Genomic DNA, 21,896 nt, shown 5'->3' with positions numbered 1-21,896 from the left:
CCGCTGCACATTACGCGTTGCGCTGCGTGGCGGGCGTGAGGTTATCTCGCGTCTGGGAAATCGGCGCGGTCGGGGTGCCCGGCGTGCGCAGCGGCCGGTTGGCTTTCCACCTGGCGCGCACATACGGTTGATCGTGGCCCGACACAGTCAGAGCGATATCCGTGACCCAGCGGTGGGTAGGCACGCGCACATCATGCAGCGCGACGGTGAGCGCCGCGAGGCTGACCGTGACCACGGCCGTCGAAATCCCGCCCGAGCGAGCTTCCCACCAGTAGCGCACGAACACCAGCGCCGTCAGTGCGCCGACGATCGTGCCGGTCACCGCTTCCGACGGCGAATGGGCGTCCAGCACGACGCGCGAGAACGCCACCACCACGCCCACGACCAGGCCCAGCGCGACGCCCGCCGCGCGCAGCGTGGGCCGCGCGCCTTGCAGCATCAGGAAGAACGCTACCGGGTAAACCGAGGTCGACATCATCGCGTGGCCGCTCAGGCCCGTGAAATCGTACGAGCGAACCCCGACGCCCCAGCCCAGAAAGGCGATTTTCGTCAACGTGACGAGACCGATTGCCGCGCCGAGCAGCGCCACCCAGCTGGCCGCCATGCGCCACGAATAGCCTGCGGCGAGCCACAGCGCGATTGCTGCAGCAAGCGGGAACGTGAGACCGGCGCCACCGAGGTTGGTGATCGAAGTCCAGAGGTTGAGGGGCAAGTCGGGCATGAGTCGGCGCCGCGGCGGCGCATTCGCTAGAGGGTGTCGATTGAGTAACGCACGAGTGGCGGGTTGGGCCGACAGCGCGTCGCGGGAATTTCCAGTATAGCCGCGATTCATTGCGCTTAATGCGATGCAGCGAACCTCAAATTCTCTTTAGAACTCATTCGACTGCAGTGCTGTCAGATTGATGTTATTGTGCATCGCACAACAAGCGTATGTAGTGGATTTTTACTACGTATCCGACCCCTTTCAAGAGGCCCCTGATGACGAAAGATCTGACGAAGCTGTGGACGGGTGGTATGCGACGTCTGTTCGCCATCCAGAATCGGGCAGCACGCACCGCACTGCGTGAAGCCGGTTTGCGCGCCTCCGACGCCCAGGCATTGTGGCTCGGCGCGCAGGGCGCTGCGACAGCGCCTGCACCCACCGCAGACAAAACGAAACCGCGTCCGGCTGCCGCGCGCCCGGTTGCGCCGGTGCGCGAATCGCGCGTCGGCCCCCGCGCTGCAGCATGGGCGGCGGGCGAATGGCAACGCGCCGAACATCTGCCGAAGGGCGCATCGCGCGCGCTCGCTTACGGCCTTTATCTGCCGCCCGATCGCCCCACTGAAGGCATGCCGGTCGTCGTGATGCTGCATGGCTGCAAGCAGACCATGGATTCATTCGCCGAAGGCACGCGCATGAACCTGCTGGCCGACCGCCATGGCTTTGCTGTGGTGTATCCGGAACAGTCGATGCAGGCGCACCCGCACCAGTGCTGGCACTGGTACGACGCGCGCCAGCCGGCGGGCGGCGGCGAGATTGCGGCGATCGTTTCGCTTGTCGATACGCTCGTGCAGGAACGCGGCTTCGACCGCTCGCGCGTCTATCTGGCCGGGCTGTCGGCGGGTGCCGGTCTCGCGTCGCTGCTCGCGATGCGCGCGCCGGGCCGTTTTGCGGCGGTCGCATTGCATTCGGGGCCGGCGTTCGGCGAGGCGCGCTCGGGCGTGGCCGCGCTCGACGTCATGCGGCGCGGGCTGCACCACGATCCGGCTGCGCTGGTCGATGGCGAACTGGCGGGCCGCAAGCATCCCGGCATGCCCGCGCTGATCGTGCAGGGCGGCAACGACGCGGTCGTGGCGCCCATCAACGCCGAACAGCTGACCACGCAATTCCTGCATCTCAACGATCTCACCGATGGCGAAGGCGTACGCCAGGGTGTCGTCTCGCACGAACACGATGGCGACGGCTACACCGTCCACGACTACCTGAGCAATGGCGCGAGCGTCGTGCGTCTGTGTCGTGTGGATGCGCTCGATCATGCCTGGAGCGGCGGCGACGACACCGTGCCGTTCCACTCGTCCACGGGGCCGGACGCGAGCGCGATGATCTGGGACTTTTTCGAAATGCAACGCCGCGCCAAGGTCGACGACGCCTTCGACGACGAGCTGGCGCAGGGCGCAGGCTGATCTACAAGGGTTGCGCGGGGCGGCCCGCACCGGGCCTGCGACAATCCGCGTCAACTCAAGGGTTTGCCCTAATCAGGGTTTTCCCTATAATGGCTCTATTCCTTCCGAGGGCATGTGCCCGATAACCGGAGCCAGACCATGTACCTGCTTAGCCGCCTTTTCCTGTTCCTCACGAAATCGTCCGACGTCGCCCGCAAGGAGCGCGAGGAAGCCTACCTGGCCGAATCGGCCGACATCTATGACCTGGAATTCCGCATGCGCAAGCTCGACCGCGAGAAGACCGGCCGTCACCCGTCGTGGATGAACCACTACGGCTAAGCCGTAGCTGTTGTTGCGGCACCAGAGGCAGCAGCAATAAAAACGGGGCGCATGCTGGCGCCCCGCAGGTGTGTGTCCGGTGGTGTATCTGGTGTATCGATACCGCTGACGACGCCTAGCGTCCCGAATCGGGCGCTTCCTCGGCCGGTTTCTCCTGCACGCCGTAGCAGCCACGGTACGTGGCATAGAACGAGCAGTAGATCATCGTCGTCACGAGGATCAGCGCCGGCATCACGATCGCCAGTGCGTAATCGCCCGCGCCCAGCGCACGCAGCAGATTCGACAGGCCGATGGCCACGCCCATCGACAGCGCAAACCACAGTGCGCCGTACACGATGAACGCGCCCTTGTTGCGCCAGCAGCTCACGATGCTGAAAAACATCGCCTTGACGGGCGGCACGTCGTGCCACGCTGTCAGCACCGGCGCAAACCAGAACAGCATCGACACCGGCAGGTAGACCGCCAGCGACGCCAGCACGGCGAGCGGCACGTTGCTGTTTTCGATCGCCTCCGTATCCAGCGTCCCGCCCAGCGTCATCAGACGCAGCAGCTCGCCGCCGTCCACCAGGGCCGACGCCGCGAGCACCAGCGTCATCGCGACCACATAGATCCCGCCCAGCATGAACAGATGCTTCGTGACGTTAGGCCCGTACGAACGGAACCCGTCCACGAGGATGGTCGGAAAGACCGGCTTGCCCGCGATCGTGTCGCGGCACGCGGCCATGAAGCCGACCGCCACGCCCGGCACGAAGATGAGCGGCAGTACGCCGCCGATCAGCGGCACCGCCGAGATCAGCGTCATGGCCAGCAGGTAGGCGAAGAACAGCGTGAGAAACGCCAGCGGATTGCGGCGGAACAGCCAGATGCCCTGGCGGAACCACACATAGCCCTGCTTGGCGGGGACTTCGATCAGTTGCATGAGCGGGGCAGGCCAGAAAGTGCCTGGATCTCGCCAGGCGTGTGAGCGCGGCGCTCGCGCAGAATGCGTTCGAAATGGCCGGGATCGTGCGGCTTGAGCAGTTCGGCCGAGCGCGGCAGATAAAAATCATACAGGCGCGAGACCCAGAAGCGGTACGCGCCGGCGCGCAGCATGTCAGTCCAGTGGGCGATCTCAGCGGGCGCGAACGGACGCACCGTCTGGTAGGCGCGCAGCAGCGCTTCGACGCGGGCCGCGTCGAGCGTGCCGGTCGCGAGATCGACGCACCAGTCGTTGACCGTTACCGCCACATCGAACACCCATTTGTCGCAACCGGCGAAATAGAAGTCGAAGAAACCGCCCAGGCGCACCGTATGGCCCGTCGCTGGATTGGCGTGCGCGAACAGCGCGTTGTCGCGGAACAGGTCGCAGTGGCACGGGCCCCCCGGCAGCGCGGCATAGTCGTCGCTGGCGAAGAAAGCCTGCTGGTGCGCGAGTTCGCTCGTGAGCAGTTCGCGCTGTGCGTCGTCGAGGTACGGCAGCACCGTCGGCACAGTTTCTTCCCACCACGACAGGCTGCGCAGGTTCGGCTGGTCGCCTGCATAGTCGCGGCCCGCGAGGTGCATGCGCGCGAGCATCTGGCCGACTTCGGCGCAATGCTCGACCTGCGGGGCGAGTTCGGGCGCACCGTCGAGCTTCGTGACGATGGCCGCGGGCTTGCCGTGCAACATGCCGAACAGCGAACCGTCGGCGCGCGGCATCGGATCCGGCACCGGCACGCTGTGCGACGCGAGGTGGCGCATCAGGTCGAGATAGAACGGCAACTGCTGCGCCGTCAGCTTTTCGAAGATCGTCAGGACGTATTCGCCGCGCGTCGTCGTCAGGAAGAAGTTGCTGTTTTCAATGCCGGACTGAATGCCGCGAAAATCGACTACGTCGCCAAGATCGTAGTCGCGCATCCATTGGGCGAGCTGGGTGTCGGTGACAGCGGTGAAGACGGCCATGCGAGAGGTCGTGTGGTATTCGTAATGGGGCCCGGCTCGTGGGCGCTCAGGTGCGCTCAAGCACGATGGCCGGGGCGGGCTGGTGCGCCCGAGCGGGAGGCGGCGCGGACAGCGCACGCCGCCCACGCGCGAGGGCGGTGTGTCAGTAATGCAGGTTGATCGACGGCAGGCGCGTGCTGGCCTGGCCGTTCGGACGGACTTGCGGCGAGGTGTCGGGGCTGGAGCTCATCGTGTAACGCGTGCCGAAGTTCGAGTGCACGTTGATTTCGACGGGCTTGCCCTTGTCGCGGTATTCGGTGATTTCGGTGCCGGTCGGGCTCACTTCATGAAAGCTCGGCGTGCGCGGCACGTCGTTGATGTCGACCTTCGAGCTGACCTTCGCAGCAGGACGGTTGATTGCCGCGAGATCGGGCAGACCGGCCCGCTCGTTCTCGGACTGCGCGGACTGGGCCTCGACCGCCGTTTGGGCGTCGTCGGCCGGCGCCGCCATGGCCAACCCGCTAAACGCAAGCGTCGCGGCGAGGGCGGCAAGAAGATGCGACTTCATGGTGATTCTCCGATGGGATTCTCGGATTCTAGCAAATCCGCGCCGCGTCACCCGCCCCGGCCAACTGGCGGCGCGCGGGCCGGGGCGGGTGACGCGAACGCCCAGGGCGCGGTGCGGGGTTCCCCGCGCCGGATGAAGGGCGATGTCAGATTTTCCTGCTTCCGTGCTAATGTCGTTCAAACGAACCGAGGCGAACGACAATGAACAACGATACCAACCGGCGAACCTTCATGACGCCCCCGCACGATTTCCCGACCGAAGCCTTCGAAGATGCCGCCGACGCCGTCGCGCGTCTCTCCGCCATCTACGAAGCCAACACCGCGTTCCTGCGCGACGCCTTTGCGCGTTATCGGCGCGGCGAGTCGTTCGAGCGCCACGTGCGTGCCTGCTATCCGTTCGTGCGCATCCACACCGAAGTCAATACGCACATCGACTCGCGCCGCTCGTACGGCTTTGTCGCGGGCCCGGGCGTGTTCGAGACGACGATCACGCGCCCGGATCTGTTCGGCAACTACTACCGCGAACAACTGCGCCTGCTCGCGAAGAATCATCACGTGTCGATCGAAGTGGGCGTATCGGAACAGCCGATCCCGGTGCACTTCGCGTTTGCCGAGGGCATTCACCTCGAAGGCGATCTCGACCGCGAGCGTCTCTTTGCGATGCGCGACGTGTTCGATGTGCCTGATCTCGCGACGCTCGACGACCGCATCGTCAACGGCACGTATGAACCGCTGCCCGGTGAGCCGTTCCCGCTTGCGCTTTTCACGGGCGCGCGCGTGGACTTCTCGCTGCATCGGCTCAAGCACTACACGGCGACGTCGCCCACGCACGTGCAGAACTATGTGCTCTACACGAACTACCAGTTCTATATCGACGAATTCGTGAAGCTTGGCCGCGCGATGATGGCGCGCACCGACGACGCCGACCTGCGCAACTATCGCAGCGAATACACCTCGTTCGTGGAGCCGGGCGACGTGGTGACGTACAACGCGAACCTCGGCGAACAGGACGACGAGGGCACCGCGCCCGCGCGCCTGCCGCAGATGCCCGCGTATCACCTCAAGCGCGCCGACGGCAGCGGCATCACGATGGTCAACATCGGCGTGGGGCCGTCGAACGCGAAGACGATCACCGATCACATCGCCGTGCTTCGTCCGCACGCGTGGATCATGCTGGGGCACTGCGCGGGGCTGCGTAATACGCAGCGCCTGGGTGACTATGTGCTCGCACACGGCTATGTGCGCGAGGATCACGTGCTGGACGACGACCTGCCGCTGTGGGTGCCGATTCCGGCGCTGGCGGAAGTGCAGCTCGCGCTGGAGCGCGCGGTGGCCGACGTCACGCGCCTCGAAGGGGCTGAGCTCAAACGCGTGATGCGCACGGGCACGGTGGCGAGCGTCGATAACCGCAACTGGGAACTGCGCGATCACCGCGAGCCGGTGCAGCGTCTTTCGCAAAGCCGCGCAGTTGCGCTCGATATGGAAAGCGCGACGATTGCGGCGAACGGTTTCCGCTTCCGCGTGCCGTACGGCACGTTGCTGTGCGTCTCCGATAAACCGTTGCATGGCGAGCTCAAGCTGCCGGGCATGGCCGATTCGTTCTATCGCGCGCAGGTGGATCAGCATTTGCAGATCGGCGTGAAGGCGATGGAGATTCTGCGCACCAACGGGCTGCATAAGCTGCACAGTCGCAAGCTGCGTAGTTTTGCCGAGGTGGCGTTCCAGTAAGGCGCGTTACGTTGCGCGCTTCAGCGCTTCAGCGCTTCCGATTCCTGAGCGGGATATTGCATGCTTCATTCGGAATACGTACGACTACCTTCTGGGTCTAGCGGTCAGAGGTGAGTCACTGAACGCGATCCGGAACAAGCATGGGACATCGTTCGAATCGGGAACGCTTTCGCGTGCCGGCGGCCTTTGCTAACATCGCGGCACGGCACAGGCGCCGTAGCGGCTCGCAATCGGGCCCTGATTCGATGGTTTTGAGCTCGCCAGGCGTCGCTCGTTATCCGTATCGAGCGGCGCCTTTTGGTTTAACGCTCAAACGATCCGATTCACGCATGATTTCCAGGCCCGTTCTCATTGTTGCAACCGGAAGCACCTTTCCGCAGATCGCCGAATCCCAAGGCGACTTTGGGGCGTGGATCGCCAGAGGTCTGGGCGAAGACGTGCCCCATCGGCTGCTCGACGCACAAACCGCCGGGGTCTTGCCCAATCCTTCTGAAATTGCCGGGGTCGTGCTGAGCGGATCGCATTCGATGGTGAGCGATCGCGAGCCTTGGAGCGAGCGCCTGGCGCAATGGCTGACAAAGTGCGTCGAGGCGGACGTGCCGGTACTCGGCATCTGCTACGGCCATCAGTTGCTCGCGCATGCGCTTGGCGGCGTGGTATCGGATCGAACGAATCATGAGTTCGAGATCGGCACCCACACGGTCACGTTGAACGCGAACGCAGAAGGCGATCCGTTGTTCGACGCCATGCCGGCGCGCTTCGATGCGCAACTGGTGCATCGCCAGTCGGTTTCGCGCCTGCCGGACGGTGCGTTGCTGCTCGCGGGCAGCGAAGGCGAAGCGTGCCAGGCATTCCGCATCGGGCGTGCGGCATGGGGCGTGCAGTTCCATCCGGAGTTTTCGGCGCACGCCATGCGCGCTTACATCCACGAAATGCCGGTCGAAGCGCGCGACAAAGGCTACGACGCCGACGCGTTGAGCGCCGGCGTGAAAGAAACGTCCGATGCCGCGCGTCTTCTGCCTCGATTCGCAGCCATCGTCGAAGCTCACGAAAGCAAAGGCAAAAGCCTCGCGGGCGAAGCCGCTTAAACGGGATTGACAGGCCAGCCTGGCCGACCTACTGCCCGAACCCCGTCAACCCGATCAAACTCCCCGCCGCAAGCAGCCAGAGCGGGTGAATCTTCGTGCGGAACGCCAGCACCGCGCACACGCCGGTGATGGCCCACGCGATCCACGAAGGATCGGAGGCTTTCGCGATCAGCACCGCGCTCGCGGCCACGAGGCCCGCCGTCACCGGTACGAGCCCGCGCTGGGCGATGCCTCGCCAGGGCCTATCCTTGAAGCGATCCCACGCGTGCAGCGCCGCGATCGTCACGAGCGACGACGGCCCGAACTTCGCCACCGACGTTACCAGCATCCCCGCCCAGCCGGCCACGTGCCAGCCCACCAGCGTCACGATCATCATGTTCGGCCCGGGCGCGGCCTGCGCGAGCGCGAAGAGCGCGCTGAACTCGCTCGCGGGCATCCAGTGATGCACCTCCACGACCTGGCGCTGCATTTCCGGCAGGATGGTATTGCCGCCGCCAAATGCGAGCAGCGAGAGCTGGCTGAAAATCGTGGCGAGCGCGATCAGTGTGGCATTCATTGCGCGGCTCCTGAACGGCGCGCGGCACGCGCGGCCACGACAATGCCGATGGGCGTGAGCACGAGCATGGTCGGCAGGAGCGGCACGCGCAGCAGCGCGATGGCGACGAAGCCGAGCGCGGCGATCACGGCAGCGGCCGGATCGCGGCGCAACGGCAGGATGATCTTTATGGCCATCGATATCAGCAAACCCGCCGCAGCAGCAGCCAGGCCCACGAACAGATGCCGTACATGCGGATCGTTCTGCGTGCGCTCGTAAAGCACGCCCAGCCCGATCACCACCAGCGACGGCCCGGCAATCAGCCCGAGCAGCCCGGCGAGCGCGCCGCGCCAGCCTTGAAAGCGCATGCCGAGCGCGACCGACAAATTGATGACGTTGCCGCCGGGCAGGAACTGGCACAGGCCGAGCAGATCGGTGAATTCGGCGCCCGAAAGCCAGCGACGTTGCTCGACGATGGTGCGTCGCGCGAGCGGCAGCGCGCCGCCAAACGACGTGAAACCCAGACCAAGAAAGCCGAGGAACAAGTCCTTGACGCTGGGCGTCACGAGCGCGTCGTGAGCGTGGGCTTCGCTATAGGAATCGGGATGTGAGCCAGGATGTGGTTCGGCGTGTGGGGCGGGAGTGTGTTCCATGCTGGGGCCTCTGAGACAAGCTGGGAGCGTAGCGCCGAATCGCCCGGCGGCAAAACGATTTTTCCGCCGTTCCTTTGTGACTTAGAATCACAAGCATGGCACGTTCCCTCCCTCCGTTTCCCGCGCTGCGCGCGTTCGAAGCCGCCGCACGGCATAACAGCTTCACTGCCGCCGCGGCGGAGCTCCATGTGACTCACGGTGCAATCAGCCGGCAGGTTGCCGCGCTGGAGGCATGGGTGGGCGTGCAGGTGTTCCATCGGCATGGCAAACGTGTCGCGCTGACCGAGGACGGACGGCGTTACCTCGATGCGGTGCAGTCGGCTTTCGACAATATTGCGCGCGCGACCGAACAGTTGCGCGATACCGGTGTGGTTCACGTCCTGCGCGTGAATGCGTTGCCGACCTTCGCGATGAAGTGGCTGCTGCCGCGCCTGTCGCAATTCCAGCGCCTCAATCCCAATGTCGAACTGCGGCTGGCGACCTCGAATGCGCCGGTCGAAACGCTCGACGCCTTCGATGTCGCCGTGCGGCGCGGCCCTTCGCATTGGCCCGATTGCGCGAGCGGGCACTTTCTCGGCGAAACGGAGCTGCCCGTGTGCAGCCCGGCGCTGCTCAAACGCGTGCCGATCCAGAGCGCCAACGATCTCGCGCGCCATGTGCTGCTGCATTCCGATACGCGTCCCGACGCGTGGCGCACCTGGCTTGCCGCTGCGGGCGTGACGGCGAAGTGCCGCAAGAAACAGTCGTTCGACCATTTCTATCTGGCCTTGCAGGCGGCGGTGGATGGTCTGGGCGTCGCGCTCGGGCCGTTACCGCTGCTGGACGATGAGCTGGCGTCAGGGCGTCTCGTTGCGCCGCTCGCGGGGCCGCATCTCGATGCGCGTGGCTATTGGTGGGTGGCGCGACGTGAGGTGGCCGATACGCCGATCGTCGCGCAGTTTTGCCGCTGGCTGGAGGAAGAAAGCAAAGGAGGAGCAGTGCGCAATCTTCGCGCCTGAAAGCGTGAGGAAAGGCAGGCGGCGCGCAGAACGCGCGCCGCAGACAGCGTCAGGCCAGGCGATGAAACGCGGGCCGAAACCCGCGCCGCCGTGCATCAAGACGCATGCATCAGAGGTAGAACATGCGGTCTTCGTCCGAATCCGGACGGGCGGGATGTTCCTGGTCGTCGACTTCCTCGCCGCTGTCCTCGTAGAACTTCAGCACCGCTTCGAGCACCTGGTCGGGGTCGTCGATCACCTGCATCAAGTCCATGTCTTCCGGATTGATGAGACCCATCGGCACGAGCGCCGAGCGGAACCAGCCCAGCAGTCCTTCCCAGAACTCCGCGCCCACGAGAATGATTGGCACGTGGCGCGATTTCTTCGTCTGGATCAGCGTGAGGACTTCGGCCAGTTCGTCGAGCGTGCCGAAGCCGCCCGGCATGACGATCACCGCGTCCGAGTTCTTCACGAACGTGACTTTACGCGTGAAGAAATGGCGGAACCGCAGCGAGATGTCCTGCCACTGATTGCCCGACTGCTCGTGCGGCAATTCGATGTTCAGACCCACCGAAGGCGACTTGCCCGCGTGCGCGCCCTGGTTCGCGGCTTCCATGATGCCGGGGCCGCCGCCGGAGATCACCGCGAAGCCCGCGTCCGAGACTTTTCGCGCGATCGTGGAGGCCAGCTGGTAGTACTTTGAGTCCGGTTTCAGGCGGGCCGAGCCATAGATGCTGACCGCTGGCCGGATCTCGGACAGGTATTCGGTCGCCTCGATAAACTCTGCCATAATCGTGAACATCTGCCACGATGCGCGCGCCTTTTTGGCCGTTGCGCGCTCTTGATCTGCGAGTGAACGCAGACTCGGAATCACTTTTCTCTTGTCCATAATGCCTGAAGAACTACGCGTGGAAACGAAGCTACAAAATGAGCTGGAAGGTAAGACCTTGTTGCTGGTCGACGGTTCTAGCTATCTCTATCGGGCCTTCCATGCTATGCCGGACCTGCGTGGTCCCGACGGCGAACCCACAGGTGCACTGTACGGCATCATCAACATGCTGCGTCGTATGCGCAAGGACGTTACGGCAGAGTATAGCGCGTGCGTGTTCGATGCCAAGGGCAAGACGTTTCGTGATGACTGGTATCCCGACTATAAGGCCAACAGGCCTTCCATGCCGGAGCCGCTTGCTGCACAGATCGAGCCGATCCACGCAGCGGTGCGCGCGCTGGGCTGGCCGCTGCTGATGGTCGAAGGCGTGGAAGCCGACGATGTGATCGGCACGCTCGCCGCCCAGGCTGAAAAGCTCGGCATGAAGGTGATCGTTTCCACGGGCGATAAAGACCTCGCGCAGCTCGTGACGGACCACGTCACGCTCATCAACACGATGACGAACGAGTTGCTCGATCGAGAAGGCGTGATCGCGAAGTTCGGCGTGCCGCCGGAGCGCATCGTCGACTATCTCTCGCTGATTGGCGACACCGTCGACAACGTGCCGGGCGTGAACAAGTGCGGCCCCAAGACGGCGGTGAAGTGGCTCACGCAATACGGCTCGCTCGACGGCATCGTGGAGCACGCCGACGAAATCAAGGGCGCCGTGGGCGGCTACCTGCGCGATGCGCTCGACTTCCTGCCGATGGCGCGCAAGCTCGTCACGGTGGAAACGGCGTGCGATCTCGCACCGCATCTGGAGTCGATCGAAACCTCGCTCGCCACCCGCCCCGAAGCGCGCGAGGAAATGCGCGATATCTTCGCGCGTCATGGCTTCAAGACCTGGCTGCGTGAAATCAACGAGGCCGGTGTACAGAGCGAGACGGTAGCAGCGGCGACCAGCGGCAACGCGCCCGAGAAAGACGCGAACGTGCAGCCCGCGCTGTTCGTCGACGCGCCGCGAAACTACGAAACAATCCAGACGTGGGAGCAGTTCGACGCCTGGTTGAAGAAGATCGAAGCCGCGAAGCTCACCGCGTTCGATACCGAAACCACGGCGCTCGATCCGATGCAGGCAAAGCTCGTCGGCATGTCGTTTTCGACGGAGCCGGGCAGCGCCGCCTATCTGCCGCTCGCGCATCGCGGGCCGGACATGCCGGATCAATTGCCGATCGATGAGGTGCTCGCGCGTCTGAAACCGTGGCTCGAAAGCACGCAGCACCAGAAAGTCGGTCAGCACATGAAGTACGACGAGCAGGTGCTCGCGAATTACGACATCGAGCTGAACGGCGTCGAACACGACACGCTGCTCGAATCGTATGTGCTCGAATCGCATCGCACGCACGACATGGACAGCCTCGCGCTGCGCCATCTCGGCATCAAGACGATCAAGTACGAAGAAGTGGCGGGCAAGGGCGCCCAGCAGATCGGGTTCGATGAAGTCTCGCTGGAAAAGGCCGCTGAATACGCGGCTGAAGACGCCGACGTCACGCTGCAACTGCACCTCGCGCTGTATCCGCAGATCGAGCCGGAAAAGGGCCTGGAATACGTCTATCGCAACATCGAGCTGCCCACGGCGCGCGTGCTGCGCAAGATGGAACGCAACGGCGTGCTGATCGACACGGCGCGCCTTGAAAAGCAGAGCGCCGAAATCGCCGTGCGTCTCGTCGAGCTTGAAAAAGAGGCTTATGTGCTGGCGGAAGGCGAGTTCAATCTCGGCTCGCCGAAGCAGATTGGCCAGATTTTCTTCGAGAAGCTGCAACTGCCCGTCGTGAAGAAAACGCCGAGCGGCGCGCCGTCCACCGACGAGGAAGTGCTGCAGAAGCTGGCGGAAGATTACCCGCTACCGAAGCTGCTGCTCGAACATCGCGGCCTCTCGAAGCTCAAGTCGACCTACACCGACAAGCTGCCGCGCATGGTCAATGCGCAGACGGGCCGCGTGCATACGAATTACGCGCAGGCCGTGGCGGTCACGGGCCGTCTTGCTTCGAATGATCCGAATTTGCAGAACATTCCGGTGCGTACGGGCGAAGGCCGGCGCATTCGCGAAGCATTCATCGCGTCGCCGGGCTGCAAGATCGTGTCCGCCGATTATTCGCAGATCGAGCTGCGCATCATGGCGCATATCTCGGGCGACGAATCGCTGCTGGCGGCGTTCGCGCGCGGCGACGATATTCACCGCGCGACGGCCGCCGAAGTGTTCGGCGTGACGCCGCTGGAAGTGAGCAACGATCAACGCCGCATCGCCAAGGTCATTAATTTCGGCCTGATTTACGGCATGAGCGCGTTCGGGCTGGCGTCGAATCTCGGCATCACGCGCGATGCAGCGAAGCTCTACATCGACCGCTATTTCGCGCGCTATCCAGGCGTCGCGCGCTACATGGACGAGACGCGCATGGACGCGAAGTCGCGCGGCTATGTCGAGACCGTGTTCGGCCGCCGCCTGTGGCTGCCCGAGATCAACGGCGGCAATGGCCCGCGCCGCCAGGCCGCCGAGCGCGCCGCGATCAACGCGCCGATGCAAGGCACGGCTGCCGATCTCATCAAGCTGTCGATGATCGCCGTGCAGAAGTGGCTCGACGAACGCAAGATCGGCACGAAGATGATCATGCAGGTGCACGATGAACTGGTGCTCGAAGTGCCGGACGCGGAGCTGTCCGAAGTCCGCAAGTGCCTGCCGGAACTGATGTGCTCGGTCGCGAAGCTCAAGGTGCCGCTGGTCGCCGAAGTCGGCGTCGGCGCGAACTGGGAAGAGGCGCATTGATCGCGCGTCAGCGCGTGGTCACGATGTCATAGCCGTACGCGTGGCAATGCACAAGCGGGTGCGACACATTATCTCAATGCGCCCGCTGCGTCTTGCTGTCGCGTACTCCGTCAGCCGACAATGAACCGAAGGCCGACGCCGCAGCGCCGCTTCATGCGCGCGCGAGCGTCGGACGTTCTAACGCCCATCGACATGCACGGAGAAACTATGCATCGCTTTATCGTTGTAGGTGGGGGCGCAGGCGGGCTGGAACTGGCCACACGGCTGGGCGACCGCTATGGCAAGCCGGGCCGTGGCCGGCAGCCGCGCGCGACGGTCACGCTGGTCGACCGCAATCCGACGCACATCTGGAAACCGCTGCTGCACGAAGTCGCGGCGGGCAGCATGGACCCGTTCACTCAGGAACTCGAATATGCAGCGCAGGCGCGCTGGCATGGCTTCGAATTCCAGCAGGGCGAACTGGTCGAACTCGATCGCACTGCGAAACGAATCACGCTTGGCGCCGTGCAGGACGAAGACGGCGCGGCGATGCTGCCGGTGCGCGAACTCGAATACGACACGCTCGTGCTGGCCATCGGCAGCACGACGCACTTTTTCGGCGTGCCGGGCGCGGCGGAAAACTCCATCGCGCTCGATACGGTCGAGCAGGCCGAGCGTTTCCGCAAGCGTCTGATTGCAGCGTGCATGCGCGCCGAGCATCAGACCGATCCCGTCATCACGCGCGACCACGAAGGCAAGGAAGAGCCGCGCGTGCAGGTGGCCATCGTCGGCGCGGGCGCAACGGGAGTGGAGCTGTCCGCCGAGTTGCGCAATACCGCGCAGGTGCTTTCGGCGTATGGTCTGCACAAGCTCGATCCGAGTCATGACGTGGGCATTGCGCTGATCGAATCGGGGCCGCGCATTCTGCCCGCGTTGCCCGAGCGCGTTTCCACCGCAACGGCCGAATTGCTGGCGAAGCTCGGCGTGCGCATTCTGACTGGCGAACGCGTGACGGATGTTGCGCCTGGCGTCGTGCGCACGGCGAGCGGCAAGGCGATTCGCGCCGACCTCACGGTGTGGGCGGCGGGCATCAAGGCGCCGGCGGTGCTTTCGCAACTCGACGGCCTGCCCGTGAACAAGCTCGGCCAACTGGTCGTGCGCCGCACGCTGCAAACGGAAATCGACGATAGCGTCTTCGCGCTCGGCGACTGTGCTGCCTGCGTGTGGCCCGGCACCGAACGCAACGTGCCGCCGCGTGCCCAGGCCGCGCACCAGCAGGCATCGTTCCTGTTCAAGTCGATGGGCAACCTGCTCGATGGCCGTCCACTGCCTGAATTTACCTATCGCGACTTCGGCTCGCTGGTGTCGCTGGGGCACTTCAGCGCGGTCGGCAACCTGATGGGCGGGCTGATCGGCGGCAGCATGCTGATCGAGGGCCTGTTCGCGCGCTTCATGTATATGTCGCTGTACCGGCTGCATATCGCGGCGCTGCATGGCTATGCGCGCATGGTGCTCGACACCGTTGCGCACTGGCTGCGGCGCACGACATTGCCGCGCGTCAAGCTGCACTAATCGCTGAATCCACAATGCGCCCCAGGGCGCATTGTCTTTTTGATGGCGCTGTTTTTACGCAAGGAGCACTGCATGCTCAAGCCTGAAATCGATAGCCTCGTCCCGCATGTGCCGTTCGATCGGCGCACCTTCCTCAAGGCCGCGCTCGGCAGCGGTTTTGCCGCCGCCGTGCTGCCGGTTTCCGCCCAGACGATTCATACGGATGCCGAAGGACTGGAGGCCGGTGAGGTCGGCTTTGAATCGAACGGCACGCTCGTGCCCGCCTATCGCGCGCAACCGCGCGGCAAGACGCATCTGCCGATCATCATCGTGATTCATGAGATTTTTGGCGTGCACGAGCATATCGCCGATGTGTGCAGGCGCTTTGCGAAGCTCGGTTACCTGGCCATTGCGCCGGACTTTTTCGTGCGCGAAGGCGATGCGTCCGTGTATCCGACGATCCAGCAGATCACGCAGAACATCGCGAGCAAGGTGCCGGATGCGCAGGTGATGGGCGACATCGACGCGGCCATCGGCTGGGCGGGCGAGCACGGCGGCGACGTGAAGCGCGTGGGCATCAATGGCTTTTGCTGGGGCGGGCGCTATACGTGGCTCTACGCGGAGCACAATCCGCGCGTGAAGGCGGCGGTGGCGTGGTACGGGCGCGTGGTGGGCGACCACACGGCGAACACGCCGCAGAATCCGCTCGATCTCGCGGGCACGTTGCAGGTGCCGGTGCTCGGTCTTTATGGACGGCAGGACACGAGCATTCCGCAGGATACGTTAGAGCAGATGAAGGCGGCTATCGCACAGGGGCCGCAGGGCGGGCGCGGCTCGCAGATCGTCGTGTACGACGATGCGGGCCATGCGTTCTTCGCCGACTATCGGCCGAGCTACCGCAAGGCCGATGCCGAAGACGGGTGGAAGCGCGCGACGGCGTGGTTCAAGGAGCATGGCGTCGGGTGAGGCCGACGCCGCGCGATGCCGATAGCGTGCTCAGGGATTCGGGCCCGTCGCCACTGGCCGCGACGGATCTGCGACCCACTCGCTCCACGAACCGCCGTAGAGCGCCGCGCCGTGCATGCCCGCAATCTCCATCGCAAGCGCGTTGTGACATGCCGTCACACCCGAGCCGCATTGCAGCACCACATGCTCGGGCGTGACGCCCGGCAGCAGCGCGGTGAACTCTTCGCGCAACGTATGCGCCGACTTGAAGCGGCCATCGGCGGTGAGGTTGTCCTTGAAGAAGCGATTCTTCGCGCCGGGGATATGGCCGCCGACCGGATCGATCGTTTCGTTCTCGCCGCGATAGCGGTCGTTGGCGCGCGCATCGACGACGGTCAGTTCATGCGTAGCCAGATTGCGCACCACGGCGGCGACGTCGATGGTCACCTGCAACGGCGCCGCGGCCCTGAAGGTGCCTTGCGTCGCAGCCGGCACGTCCTTCGAGAGCGGATAACCCGCTGCTTCCCAGGCCTGCAGTCCACCGTCGAGCACGGCGACCGAATCGTGGCCTAGCCAGCGCAGCAGCCACCACAGGCGCGCGGCGTACGAGCCGCCCTGGGCATCATAGGCGACCACTTGCTGGCCTTCGTTCAAGCCCCAGTCGGCCAGCGTGGCGACGAGCGAGGCGCGATCGGGCAGCGGATGGCGGCCGTTCTTGCCGGTCTTGGGCCCGGAAAGGTCGCGGTCGAGGTGGAGGTAGCGCGCGCCCGGCAGGTGGCCGGCGGCGTAGGCGGCTTCGCCCGCTGCGGGATCGAGCAGATCGAAGCGGCAATCGACGACCAGCACGCTGCCCGGCGCAGCGGTCATGCGCTCGTGCAGGTTGGCGGCCGAGATCAACGTGGTGTAGTGCGTGTGGGGCATGACGGCTCCTTTGCCTGGATCGTGCGTGGCCGGCCCAGCGTGCGACTGCAGGAGTTGCGCGTGCTGGTGATGTGCCGGCCCGATGCCGTCAGTCTAAACAAAAAGACGGGCCGAAGCCCGTCTTTCCGTGAAGCGATCCAGTGGCCCTGGAGGCCGTGGACGTCAGATTTCGCCCAGCTCGCGGCGCAGGAACTCGTGGAAGTGCTGCATGCCGTCTTCCATCGGGCTCTGGTACGGGCCGACTTCCGACACGCCGCGCTCGAACAGTGCGCGGCGGCCCGCGTCCATGCGCTCGGCGATCTCGTCGTCCTCGACGGCCGTTTCCATATAGGCGGCGCGCTCGGCCTCGACGAACTCGCGCTCGAACAGCACGATTTCCTCGGGGTAATAGAACTCGACGATGTTCGTCGTCTTCTGCGTGCCGTTCGGAATCAGCCACGAGCAGATGAGCACGTGCGGATACCACTCGATCATCAGGCCGGGGTAGTAGACCATCCAGATCGCGCCGAACTCGGGCGGCTCGCCGTTACGGAAGCGCAGGACTTCGTCGTGCCACTTGCGGTACGTCGGGCTGCCCGGCTTGCCGAGCTGGCTGTGCACGCCGACCGTCTGCACGCTGTACCACTCGCCGAACTCCCACTTCAGGTCGTCGCACGAGACGAACTGGCCCAGCCCCGGATGGAACGGGACGACGTGGTAGTCCTCCAGATAGACCTCGATGAAGGTCTTCCAGTTGTAGTTGCACTCGTGAACCTCGACGTGATCGAACATATAGTCCGTAAAGTCGAGGTGTCTGGCCGGCCCCAGGCGTGCGAGATCGCGCGCGACATCGCGCCCGGCCGACTCGAACAGCAGGCCGTTCCACTTTTGCAGCGGGGTGCTGTTCAGGTTCAGGCAGGGCTTGTCCGCGAAGTGCGGCGCGCCGAGCAGTTCGCCCTTGAGGTCGTACGTCCAGCGATGCAGCGGACATACAATGTTGTCTGCCGTGCCGCGACCGTTTAGCATGATGGCCTGACGGTGGCGGCAAACGTTGGAGAGGAGCTCGATCTCGTTGCTCTTGTTGCGAACGAGTACGCGACCCTCTTTCTCGCCGGGCAGCGCAAAATAATTCCCCGCTTCAGGCACCATCAATTCGTGCCCGACGTAGCGAGGACCTTTCTGGAAAAGCGTGTCGATTTCGCGCTTCAGAAGCGCTTCGTCAAAGTAAGCCGTGACTGGCAGCTGACTGTGAATGGACTTCAGCTGCAATGCATTGCTCAGATTGGACATTCCCACTCCCGATTAGACGTGAAAGCAGTGAACAACCCAACCATCGAAGATTCGATTTAGGGAGCCGGCTAGTATATCCGGTTTACCCTTAAAAGGGTAGCTAAGTGGCTGATTTTTGCCGGAATTGCATCGAAAATCAGTCAGAATCCAGGTGGCACTGCGGGCAGTATCGGACGGGAAGGCGGCAGGAACGCGGTGCCAACCGCGCATAAAACGCCGTGAAAATAGCCTTCTGGAACTGATTTGGGCAACCCGCGGTAATGTGGTCGAGCGGGCACACGAGCCGGCGAGCGGGGCGGCCGGGGTGCTTTTGCCGTAGAATGTCCGCCTTGTTTCATTTTGGCGACCCCAGATGGCGAAATCCGCATCGAAAGACAGTGGAGCGCTCGGCGCAGCGGCGTCTCAGGCAGCCGCCGAGGCCCTGCCCGAGAGCTACGAAGCCGCTCTGGCGGAACTCGACGCGCTGGTGGCGCGCATGGAAGGCGGCAGTCTGAGCCTCGAGGAATCGCTGGGCGCGTACCGCCGCGGCGCGGTGCTGGTGAAGTTCTGCCAGCAGCAGCTCGAAAAGGTTGAACAACAGGTGCGCGTGCTCGACGGCGAGACGCTTCGGCCCGTGCCCCTCAATACGACATCCGCAACGGGCGGAGACGACGATCTATGAATTTTGACCAATGGACCCGGACGGTGCTCGATCGGGTCGAGAGCGCGCTTGATCACTATTTGCCGGCTGCCGACGTGCAGCCCGCTCCGCTGCATGACGCCATGCGTTATGCCGTGCTGGGCGGCGGCAAGCGCGTGCGCCCGCTCCTGTGCCACGCCGCAGGCGAACTCTCGAACGCCACGCCGGAGGCGCTCGACGCCGCCGCTTGCGCGCTGGAGATGATCCACGTCTACTCGCTGGTGCACGACGACATGCCGTGCATGGACGACGACGACATGCGCCGCGGCAAACCGACGGTACACGTCAAATATGACGAACCGACGGCGCTGCTGGTAGGTGACGCACTGCAATCGCAGGCGTTCGTCGCGCTGACGTCGGACGTGCTGGATGCACAGCGCCAGGCTGCGCTGGTGCGCGAACTCGCGCTGGCCAGCGGCTCGATCGGCATGGCTGGCGGCCAGGCGATCGACCTCGCGAGCGTGGGCCATTCGCTCACGCGCGAGCAGCTCGAAACGATGCACCGCCTGAAGACCGGCGCGCTGCTGCGCGCCGCAGTCCGCATGGGCGCGGTGGCGGGCGACACGCCCTCCGCTGAAACCCTCGCCGCGCTGGACAAGTACTCCGCGGCCGTGGGCCTGGCCTTCCAGGTAGTGGACGATATTCTCGACGTGACCGCCGACTCGGCGACTCTGGGCAAGACCGCTGGCAAGGACGCGAAGGACGGCAAGCCGACCTACGTGTCGATCATCGGTCTGGATGCCTCGCGTGCCCTCGCGCAGCAGCTGCGCGCCGATGCACACGCGGCACTCGAACCGTTCGGTGCGCGCGCCCAGCGCCTCGCCGAACTCGCTGACCTGGTCGTGAACCGGGTCAGCTGATTGCGCCAACCCGCCCGCGCGCATGAACGGGAAGTAATGCGCGACAGAAGTGCGGGAGCGCCCGATTTCCTACAATGGAACGACGATGTACGACTTGCTGAAAACCATTGACGACCCGGCGGATTTGCGCCGCCTCGATCGCCGCCAGTTGCAACCGCTTGCCGACGAACTGCGTGCCTTCGTTCTCGACAGCGTGTCGCAGACGGGCGGCCACCTGTCGTCCAACCTCGGCACGGTCGAACTGACGATCGCGCTGCACTATGTGTTCGACACGCCGCGCGACCGTATCGTCTGGGACGTGGGCCATCAGACCTATCCCCACAAGATCCTGACGGGCCGCCGCGACCAGATGTCCACGCTGCGCCAGCTCGGCGGCATTTCGGGTTTCCCGAAGCGTGACGAGTCGGAATACGACACGTTCGGCACCGCGCACTCAAGCACGTCGATTTCGGCGGCGCTCGGCATGGCCGTCGCGAGCAAGCTCAAGGGCGACAACGCCATGGGCATCGCTGTGATCGGCGACGGCGCGATGACCGCCGGCATGGCCTTCGAGGCGCTGAACAACGGTGGCGTCGAAGACGACGTGCCGCTGCTCGTGATCCTCAACGACAACGACATGTCGATCTCGCCGCCGGTCGGCGCCCTGAACCGCCACCTCGCGCGCCTGATGTCGGGCCGCTTCTACGCTGCCGCTCGTGCGGGCGTGGAACGCGTGCTGCGCCATGCGCCGCCGGTGCTCGATCTCGCCCGCAAGCTCGAAGAGCACGCGAAGGGCATGATCGTGCCGGCCACGCTGTTCGAGGAATTCGGCTTCAACTATATCGGCCCGATCGACGGTCATGACCTCGATTCGCTGATCCCCACGCTGCAAAACATCAAGGAACTGCGCGGCCCGCAATTCCTGCACGTGGTGACGAAGAAAGGCCAGGGCTACAAGCTCGCCGAAGCCGACCCGGTTCTGTACCACGGCCCCGGCAAGTTCAACCCGGCCGAAGGCATCAAGCCGTCGACGGCGCCCAGCAAGAAGACCTACACGCAAGTGTTCGGCGAATGGCTGTGCGACGCGGCGGAACTCGACTCGCGCGTGGTCGGCATCACGCCGGCAATGCGCGAAGGTTCGGGCATGGTCGAATTCGAGAAGCGTTTCCCGGATCGCTACTTCGACGTCGGTATCGCCGAGCAGCACGCGGTGACGTTCGCGGGCGGTCTCGCAGCCGAAGGCATGAAGCCGGTGGTCGCGATTTACTCGACCTTCCTGCAACGCGCGTATGACCAGCTGATCCACGACGTGGCGCTGCAGAACCTGCCGGTTGTGTTCGCAATCGATCGCGCGGGCCTCGTCGGCGCGGACGGTGCAACGCACGCAGGCGCGTACGATCTCGCCTTCATGCGCTGCATCCCGAAGATGATGGTCATGGCGGCGTCGGACGAAAACGAATGCCGTCAGATGCTCTACACGGCGCTCCAGCAGGACTGCCCGACGGCCGTGCGTTACCCGCGCGGTGCGGGCACGGGCGTGGCGACCGTCAAGCAGATGGCCGCGCTGCCGGTGGGCAAGGGCGAAGTGCGCCGCGAAAGCAACGCACCGGCTGGCAAGCGTGTGGCGATCCTCGCGTTCGGCACGATGGTTGCGCCGTCGCTGGCTGCTGCGGAAGAGCTGGACGCCACCGTGGCGAACATGCGCTTCGTGAAGCCGGTCGACGCGGAACTCATCAAGCAGCTCGCCGAGACGCACGATTACCTCGTGACCGTCGAAGAAGGCTGCATCATGGGCGGCGCGGGTTCGGCCTGCGTGGAATCCCTGCTTGAAAGTGGGGTTATCAAGCCCGTACTACAATTGGGCCTTCCCGACACCTTCATCGATCACGGCGATCCGGCGAAGCTGCTCGCGGGCGTCGGCCTCGACGCGGCAGGCATCGCGAAGTCGATTCGCGAGCGCTTCCTCGATGGCGCGGCGAACGCGTCGGGCAAGTCGGTGATGCGCGTCGCTTAAGGCGCACGCAGTAACCGGGCAGCCTGAGCTGCGCCTGCTGTGAGTGTCTCCATTGGAGACATAAGGCAGCGCAGCCGCT

20 protein-coding genes are annotated in these 21,896 nt (G+C 64.5%); 11 read left to right on the top strand and 9 right to left on the bottom strand.

Annotated elements, in window-relative coordinates; translation table 11 throughout:
* Window positions 1-10: 10 nt before the first annotated feature.
* Window positions 11-721: a phosphatase PAP2 family protein gene (locus BBA01S_RS26685; RefSeq protein WP_027819117.1), complete on the bottom strand. Its 711-nt coding sequence runs from the start codon at window positions 719-721 to the stop codon at window positions 11-13.
* Between the two features lie 257 nt (window positions 722-978).
* On the opposite strand from BBA01S_RS26685, the gene BBA01S_RS42925 reads away from it, so the two are divergent.
* Window positions 979-2,163, top strand: a complete 1,185-nt coding sequence (locus BBA01S_RS42925) for an extracellular catalytic domain type 1 short-chain-length polyhydroxyalkanoate depolymerase (protein ID WP_042297940.1) — start codon at window positions 979-981, stop codon at window positions 2,161-2,163.
* A gap of 138 nt (window positions 2,164-2,301) precedes the next feature.
* Window positions 2,302-2,481: a DUF3563 family protein gene (locus tag BBA01S_RS26675; RefSeq protein WP_027819116.1), complete on the top strand. Its 180-nt coding sequence runs from the start codon at window positions 2,302-2,304 to the stop codon at window positions 2,479-2,481.
* A 115-nt stretch (window positions 2,482-2,596) separates the two neighbouring features.
* Here the strand turns inward: BBA01S_RS26675 and BBA01S_RS26670 are convergent, their stop codons facing one another.
* The 3 genes from BBA01S_RS26670 to BBA01S_RS26660 form a co-directional block, all read right to left on the bottom strand.
* Window positions 2,597-3,400 carry a BPSS1780 family membrane protein gene (locus BBA01S_RS26670; RefSeq protein ID WP_027819115.1) on the bottom strand — a complete coding sequence of 268 codons (804 nt, stop codon included), beginning with the start codon at window positions 3,398-3,400 and terminating at the stop codon, window positions 2,597-2,599.
* On the bottom strand, window positions 3,391-4,401 hold the full coding sequence (locus tag BBA01S_RS26665; RefSeq protein WP_027819114.1) for a homoserine kinase: 1,011 nt from the start codon (window positions 4,399-4,401) through the stop codon (window positions 3,391-3,393). The genes BBA01S_RS26670 and BBA01S_RS26665 overlap by 10 nt, the downstream gene beginning before the upstream one ends.
* 142 nt (window positions 4,402-4,543) lie before the next feature.
* Window positions 4,544-4,948 carry a hypothetical protein gene (locus BBA01S_RS26660; RefSeq protein WP_027819113.1) on the bottom strand — a complete coding sequence of 135 codons (405 nt, stop codon included), beginning with the start codon at window positions 4,946-4,948 and terminating at the stop codon, window positions 4,544-4,546.
* Window positions 4,949-5,148: 200 nt separating this feature from the next.
* Between BBA01S_RS26660 and BBA01S_RS26655 the strand changes: the two genes are divergently transcribed.
* Both BBA01S_RS26655 and BBA01S_RS42920 read left to right on the top strand, forming a co-directional pair.
* On the top strand, window positions 5,149-6,675 hold the full coding sequence (locus tag BBA01S_RS26655; RefSeq protein WP_027819112.1) for an AMP nucleosidase: 1,527 nt from the start codon (window positions 5,149-5,151) through the stop codon (window positions 6,673-6,675).
* Between the two features lie 329 nt (window positions 6,676-7,004).
* On the top strand, window positions 7,005-7,763 hold the full coding sequence (locus BBA01S_RS42920) for a glutamine amidotransferase (RefSeq protein ID WP_042297939.1): 759 nt from the start codon (window positions 7,005-7,007) through the stop codon (window positions 7,761-7,763).
* Between the two features lie 28 nt (window positions 7,764-7,791).
* On the opposite strand, the gene BBA01S_RS26645 is transcribed toward BBA01S_RS42920, so the two are convergent.
* Both BBA01S_RS26645 and BBA01S_RS42915 read right to left on the bottom strand, forming a co-directional pair.
* A complete protein-coding gene (locus BBA01S_RS26645; protein WP_027819111.1) occupies window positions 7,792-8,319 on the bottom strand; it encodes a chromate transporter in 528 nt (175 codons plus the stop codon).
* Window positions 8,316-8,951 (bottom strand): chromate transporter, encoded by a 636-nt coding sequence (locus tag BBA01S_RS42915; RefSeq protein ID WP_084162564.1) that lies wholly within the window; start codon window positions 8,949-8,951, stop codon window positions 8,316-8,318. The genes BBA01S_RS26645 and BBA01S_RS42915 overlap by 4 nt, the downstream gene beginning before the upstream one ends.
* Before the next feature lie 95 nt (window positions 8,952-9,046).
* Between BBA01S_RS42915 and BBA01S_RS26635 the strand changes: the two genes are divergently transcribed.
* The gene (locus BBA01S_RS26635; RefSeq protein ID WP_027819110.1) at window positions 9,047-9,949 is read left to right on the top strand and encodes a transcriptional regulator GcvA; all 903 of its coding nucleotides are present in this window, start codon (window positions 9,047-9,049) and stop codon (window positions 9,947-9,949) included.
* Between the two features lie 109 nt (window positions 9,950-10,058).
* On the opposite strand, the gene BBA01S_RS26630 is transcribed toward BBA01S_RS26635, so the two are convergent.
* Window positions 10,059-10,817, bottom strand: a complete 759-nt coding sequence (locus BBA01S_RS26630; protein WP_027819109.1) for an LOG family protein — start codon at window positions 10,815-10,817, stop codon at window positions 10,059-10,061.
* Between the two features lies 1 nt (window position 10,818).
* Here BBA01S_RS26630 and polA point away from each other — a divergent pair, with 1 nt between their 5' ends.
* The 3 genes from polA (at window position 10,819) to BBA01S_RS26615 (ending at window position 16,116) form a co-directional block, all read left to right on the top strand.
* Window positions 10,819-13,620 carry a DNA polymerase I gene (gene polA / locus BBA01S_RS26625; RefSeq protein ID WP_027819108.1) on the top strand — a complete coding sequence of 934 codons (2,802 nt, stop codon included), beginning with the start codon at window positions 10,819-10,821 and terminating at the stop codon, window positions 13,618-13,620.
* Between the two features lie 207 nt (window positions 13,621-13,827).
* The gene (locus BBA01S_RS26620) at window positions 13,828-15,171 is read left to right on the top strand and encodes an NAD(P)/FAD-dependent oxidoreductase (protein WP_027819107.1); all 1,344 of its coding nucleotides are present in this window, start codon (window positions 13,828-13,830) and stop codon (window positions 15,169-15,171) included.
* Window positions 15,172-15,243: 72 nt separating this feature from the next.
* A complete protein-coding gene (locus BBA01S_RS26615; protein WP_027819106.1) occupies window positions 15,244-16,116 on the top strand; it encodes a dienelactone hydrolase family protein in 873 nt (290 codons plus the stop codon).
* A gap of 30 nt (window positions 16,117-16,146) precedes the next feature.
* On the opposite strand, the gene BBA01S_RS26610 is transcribed toward BBA01S_RS26615, so the two are convergent.
* Together BBA01S_RS26610 and BBA01S_RS26605 are read right to left on the bottom strand one after the other, a co-directional pair.
* Window positions 16,147-17,016, bottom strand: a complete 870-nt coding sequence (locus tag BBA01S_RS26610; RefSeq protein WP_027819105.1) for a sulfurtransferase — start codon at window positions 17,014-17,016, stop codon at window positions 16,147-16,149.
* A gap of 162 nt (window positions 17,017-17,178) precedes the next feature.
* The gene (locus tag BBA01S_RS26605; protein WP_027819104.1) at window positions 17,179-18,285 is read right to left on the bottom strand and encodes an aromatic ring-hydroxylating oxygenase subunit alpha; all 1,107 of its coding nucleotides are present in this window, start codon (window positions 18,283-18,285) and stop codon (window positions 17,179-17,181) included.
* Between the two features lie 352 nt (window positions 18,286-18,637).
* Here BBA01S_RS26605 and BBA01S_RS26600 point away from each other — a divergent pair, with 352 nt between their 5' ends.
* From BBA01S_RS26600 to dxs, 3 genes are all read left to right on the top strand, one after another.
* Complete coding sequence (locus BBA01S_RS26600; protein WP_027819103.1) at window positions 18,638-18,946, top strand: exodeoxyribonuclease VII small subunit; 309 nt, start codon at window positions 18,638-18,640, stop codon at window positions 18,944-18,946.
* Window positions 18,943-19,824: a polyprenyl synthetase family protein gene (locus tag BBA01S_RS26595; RefSeq protein WP_027819102.1), complete on the top strand. Its 882-nt coding sequence runs from the start codon at window positions 18,943-18,945 to the stop codon at window positions 19,822-19,824. Before BBA01S_RS26600 ends, BBA01S_RS26595 begins: the two co-directional genes overlap by 4 nt.
* A gap of 85 nt (window positions 19,825-19,909) precedes the next feature.
* Window positions 19,910-21,817, top strand: a complete 1,908-nt coding sequence (dxs, locus tag BBA01S_RS26590) for a 1-deoxy-D-xylulose-5-phosphate synthase (protein WP_027819101.1) — start codon at window positions 19,910-19,912, stop codon at window positions 21,815-21,817.
* Window positions 21,818-21,896 lie beyond the last annotated feature (79 nt).

It is taken from the genome of Paraburkholderia bannensis NBRC 103871, assembly GCF_000685015.1.
Classification (GTDB): domain Bacteria; phylum Pseudomonadota; class Gammaproteobacteria; order Burkholderiales; family Burkholderiaceae; genus Paraburkholderia; species Paraburkholderia bannensis.
The sequence above is the reverse complement of the archived record's forward strand: the minus strand, read 5'-3'. Positions and strand labels throughout refer to the sequence as shown.

Bases quoted from the DNA above. Each gene is read 5' to 3' on its own strand.
- BBA01S_RS26685 (WP_027819117.1), bottom strand. From the start codon at position 721: ATGCCCGACTTGCCCCTCAACCTCTGGACTTCGATCACCAACCTCGGT.
- BBA01S_RS42925 (WP_042297940.1), top strand. From the start codon at position 979: ATGACGAAAGATCTGACGAAGCTGTGGACGGGTGGTATGCGACGTCTG.
- BBA01S_RS26675 (WP_027819116.1), top strand. From the start codon at position 2,302: ATGTACCTGCTTAGCCGCCTTTTCCTGTTCCTCACGAAATCGTCCGAC.
- BBA01S_RS26670 (WP_027819115.1), bottom strand. From the start codon at position 3,400: ATGCAACTGATCGAAGTCCCCGCCAAGCAGGGCTATGTGTGGTTCCGC.
- BBA01S_RS26665 (WP_027819114.1), bottom strand. From the start codon at position 4,401: ATGGCCGTCTTCACCGCTGTCACCGACACCCAGCTCGCCCAATGGATG.
- BBA01S_RS26660 (WP_027819113.1), bottom strand. From the start codon at position 4,948: ATGAAGTCGCATCTTCTTGCCGCCCTCGCCGCGACGCTTGCGTTTAGC.
- BBA01S_RS26655 (WP_027819112.1), top strand. From the start codon at position 5,149: ATGAACAACGATACCAACCGGCGAACCTTCATGACGCCCCCGCACGAT.
- BBA01S_RS42920 (WP_042297939.1), top strand. From the start codon at position 7,005: ATGATTTCCAGGCCCGTTCTCATTGTTGCAACCGGAAGCACCTTTCCG.
- BBA01S_RS26645 (WP_027819111.1), bottom strand. From the start codon at position 8,319: ATGAATGCCACACTGATCGCGCTCGCCACGATTTTCAGCCAGCTCTCG.
- BBA01S_RS42915 (WP_084162564.1), bottom strand. From the start codon at position 8,951: ATGGAACACACTCCCGCCCCACACGCCGAACCACATCCTGGCTCACAT.
- BBA01S_RS26635 (WP_027819110.1), top strand. From the start codon at position 9,047: ATGGCACGTTCCCTCCCTCCGTTTCCCGCGCTGCGCGCGTTCGAAGCC.
- BBA01S_RS26630 (WP_027819109.1), bottom strand. From the start codon at position 10,817: ATGGACAAGAGAAAAGTGATTCCGAGTCTGCGTTCACTCGCAGATCAA.
- polA (WP_027819108.1), top strand. From the start codon at position 10,819: ATGCCTGAAGAACTACGCGTGGAAACGAAGCTACAAAATGAGCTGGAA.
- BBA01S_RS26620 (WP_027819107.1), top strand. From the start codon at position 13,828: ATGCATCGCTTTATCGTTGTAGGTGGGGGCGCAGGCGGGCTGGAACTG.
- BBA01S_RS26615 (WP_027819106.1), top strand. From the start codon at position 15,244: ATGCTCAAGCCTGAAATCGATAGCCTCGTCCCGCATGTGCCGTTCGAT.
- BBA01S_RS26610 (WP_027819105.1), bottom strand. From the start codon at position 17,016: ATGCCCCACACGCACTACACCACGTTGATCTCGGCCGCCAACCTGCAC.
- BBA01S_RS26605 (WP_027819104.1), bottom strand. From the start codon at position 18,285: ATGTCCAATCTGAGCAATGCATTGCAGCTGAAGTCCATTCACAGTCAG.
- BBA01S_RS26600 (WP_027819103.1), top strand. From the start codon at position 18,638: ATGGCGAAATCCGCATCGAAAGACAGTGGAGCGCTCGGCGCAGCGGCG.
- BBA01S_RS26595 (WP_027819102.1), top strand. From the start codon at position 18,943: ATGAATTTTGACCAATGGACCCGGACGGTGCTCGATCGGGTCGAGAGC.
- dxs (WP_027819101.1), top strand. From the start codon at position 19,910: ATGTACGACTTGCTGAAAACCATTGACGACCCGGCGGATTTGCGCCGC.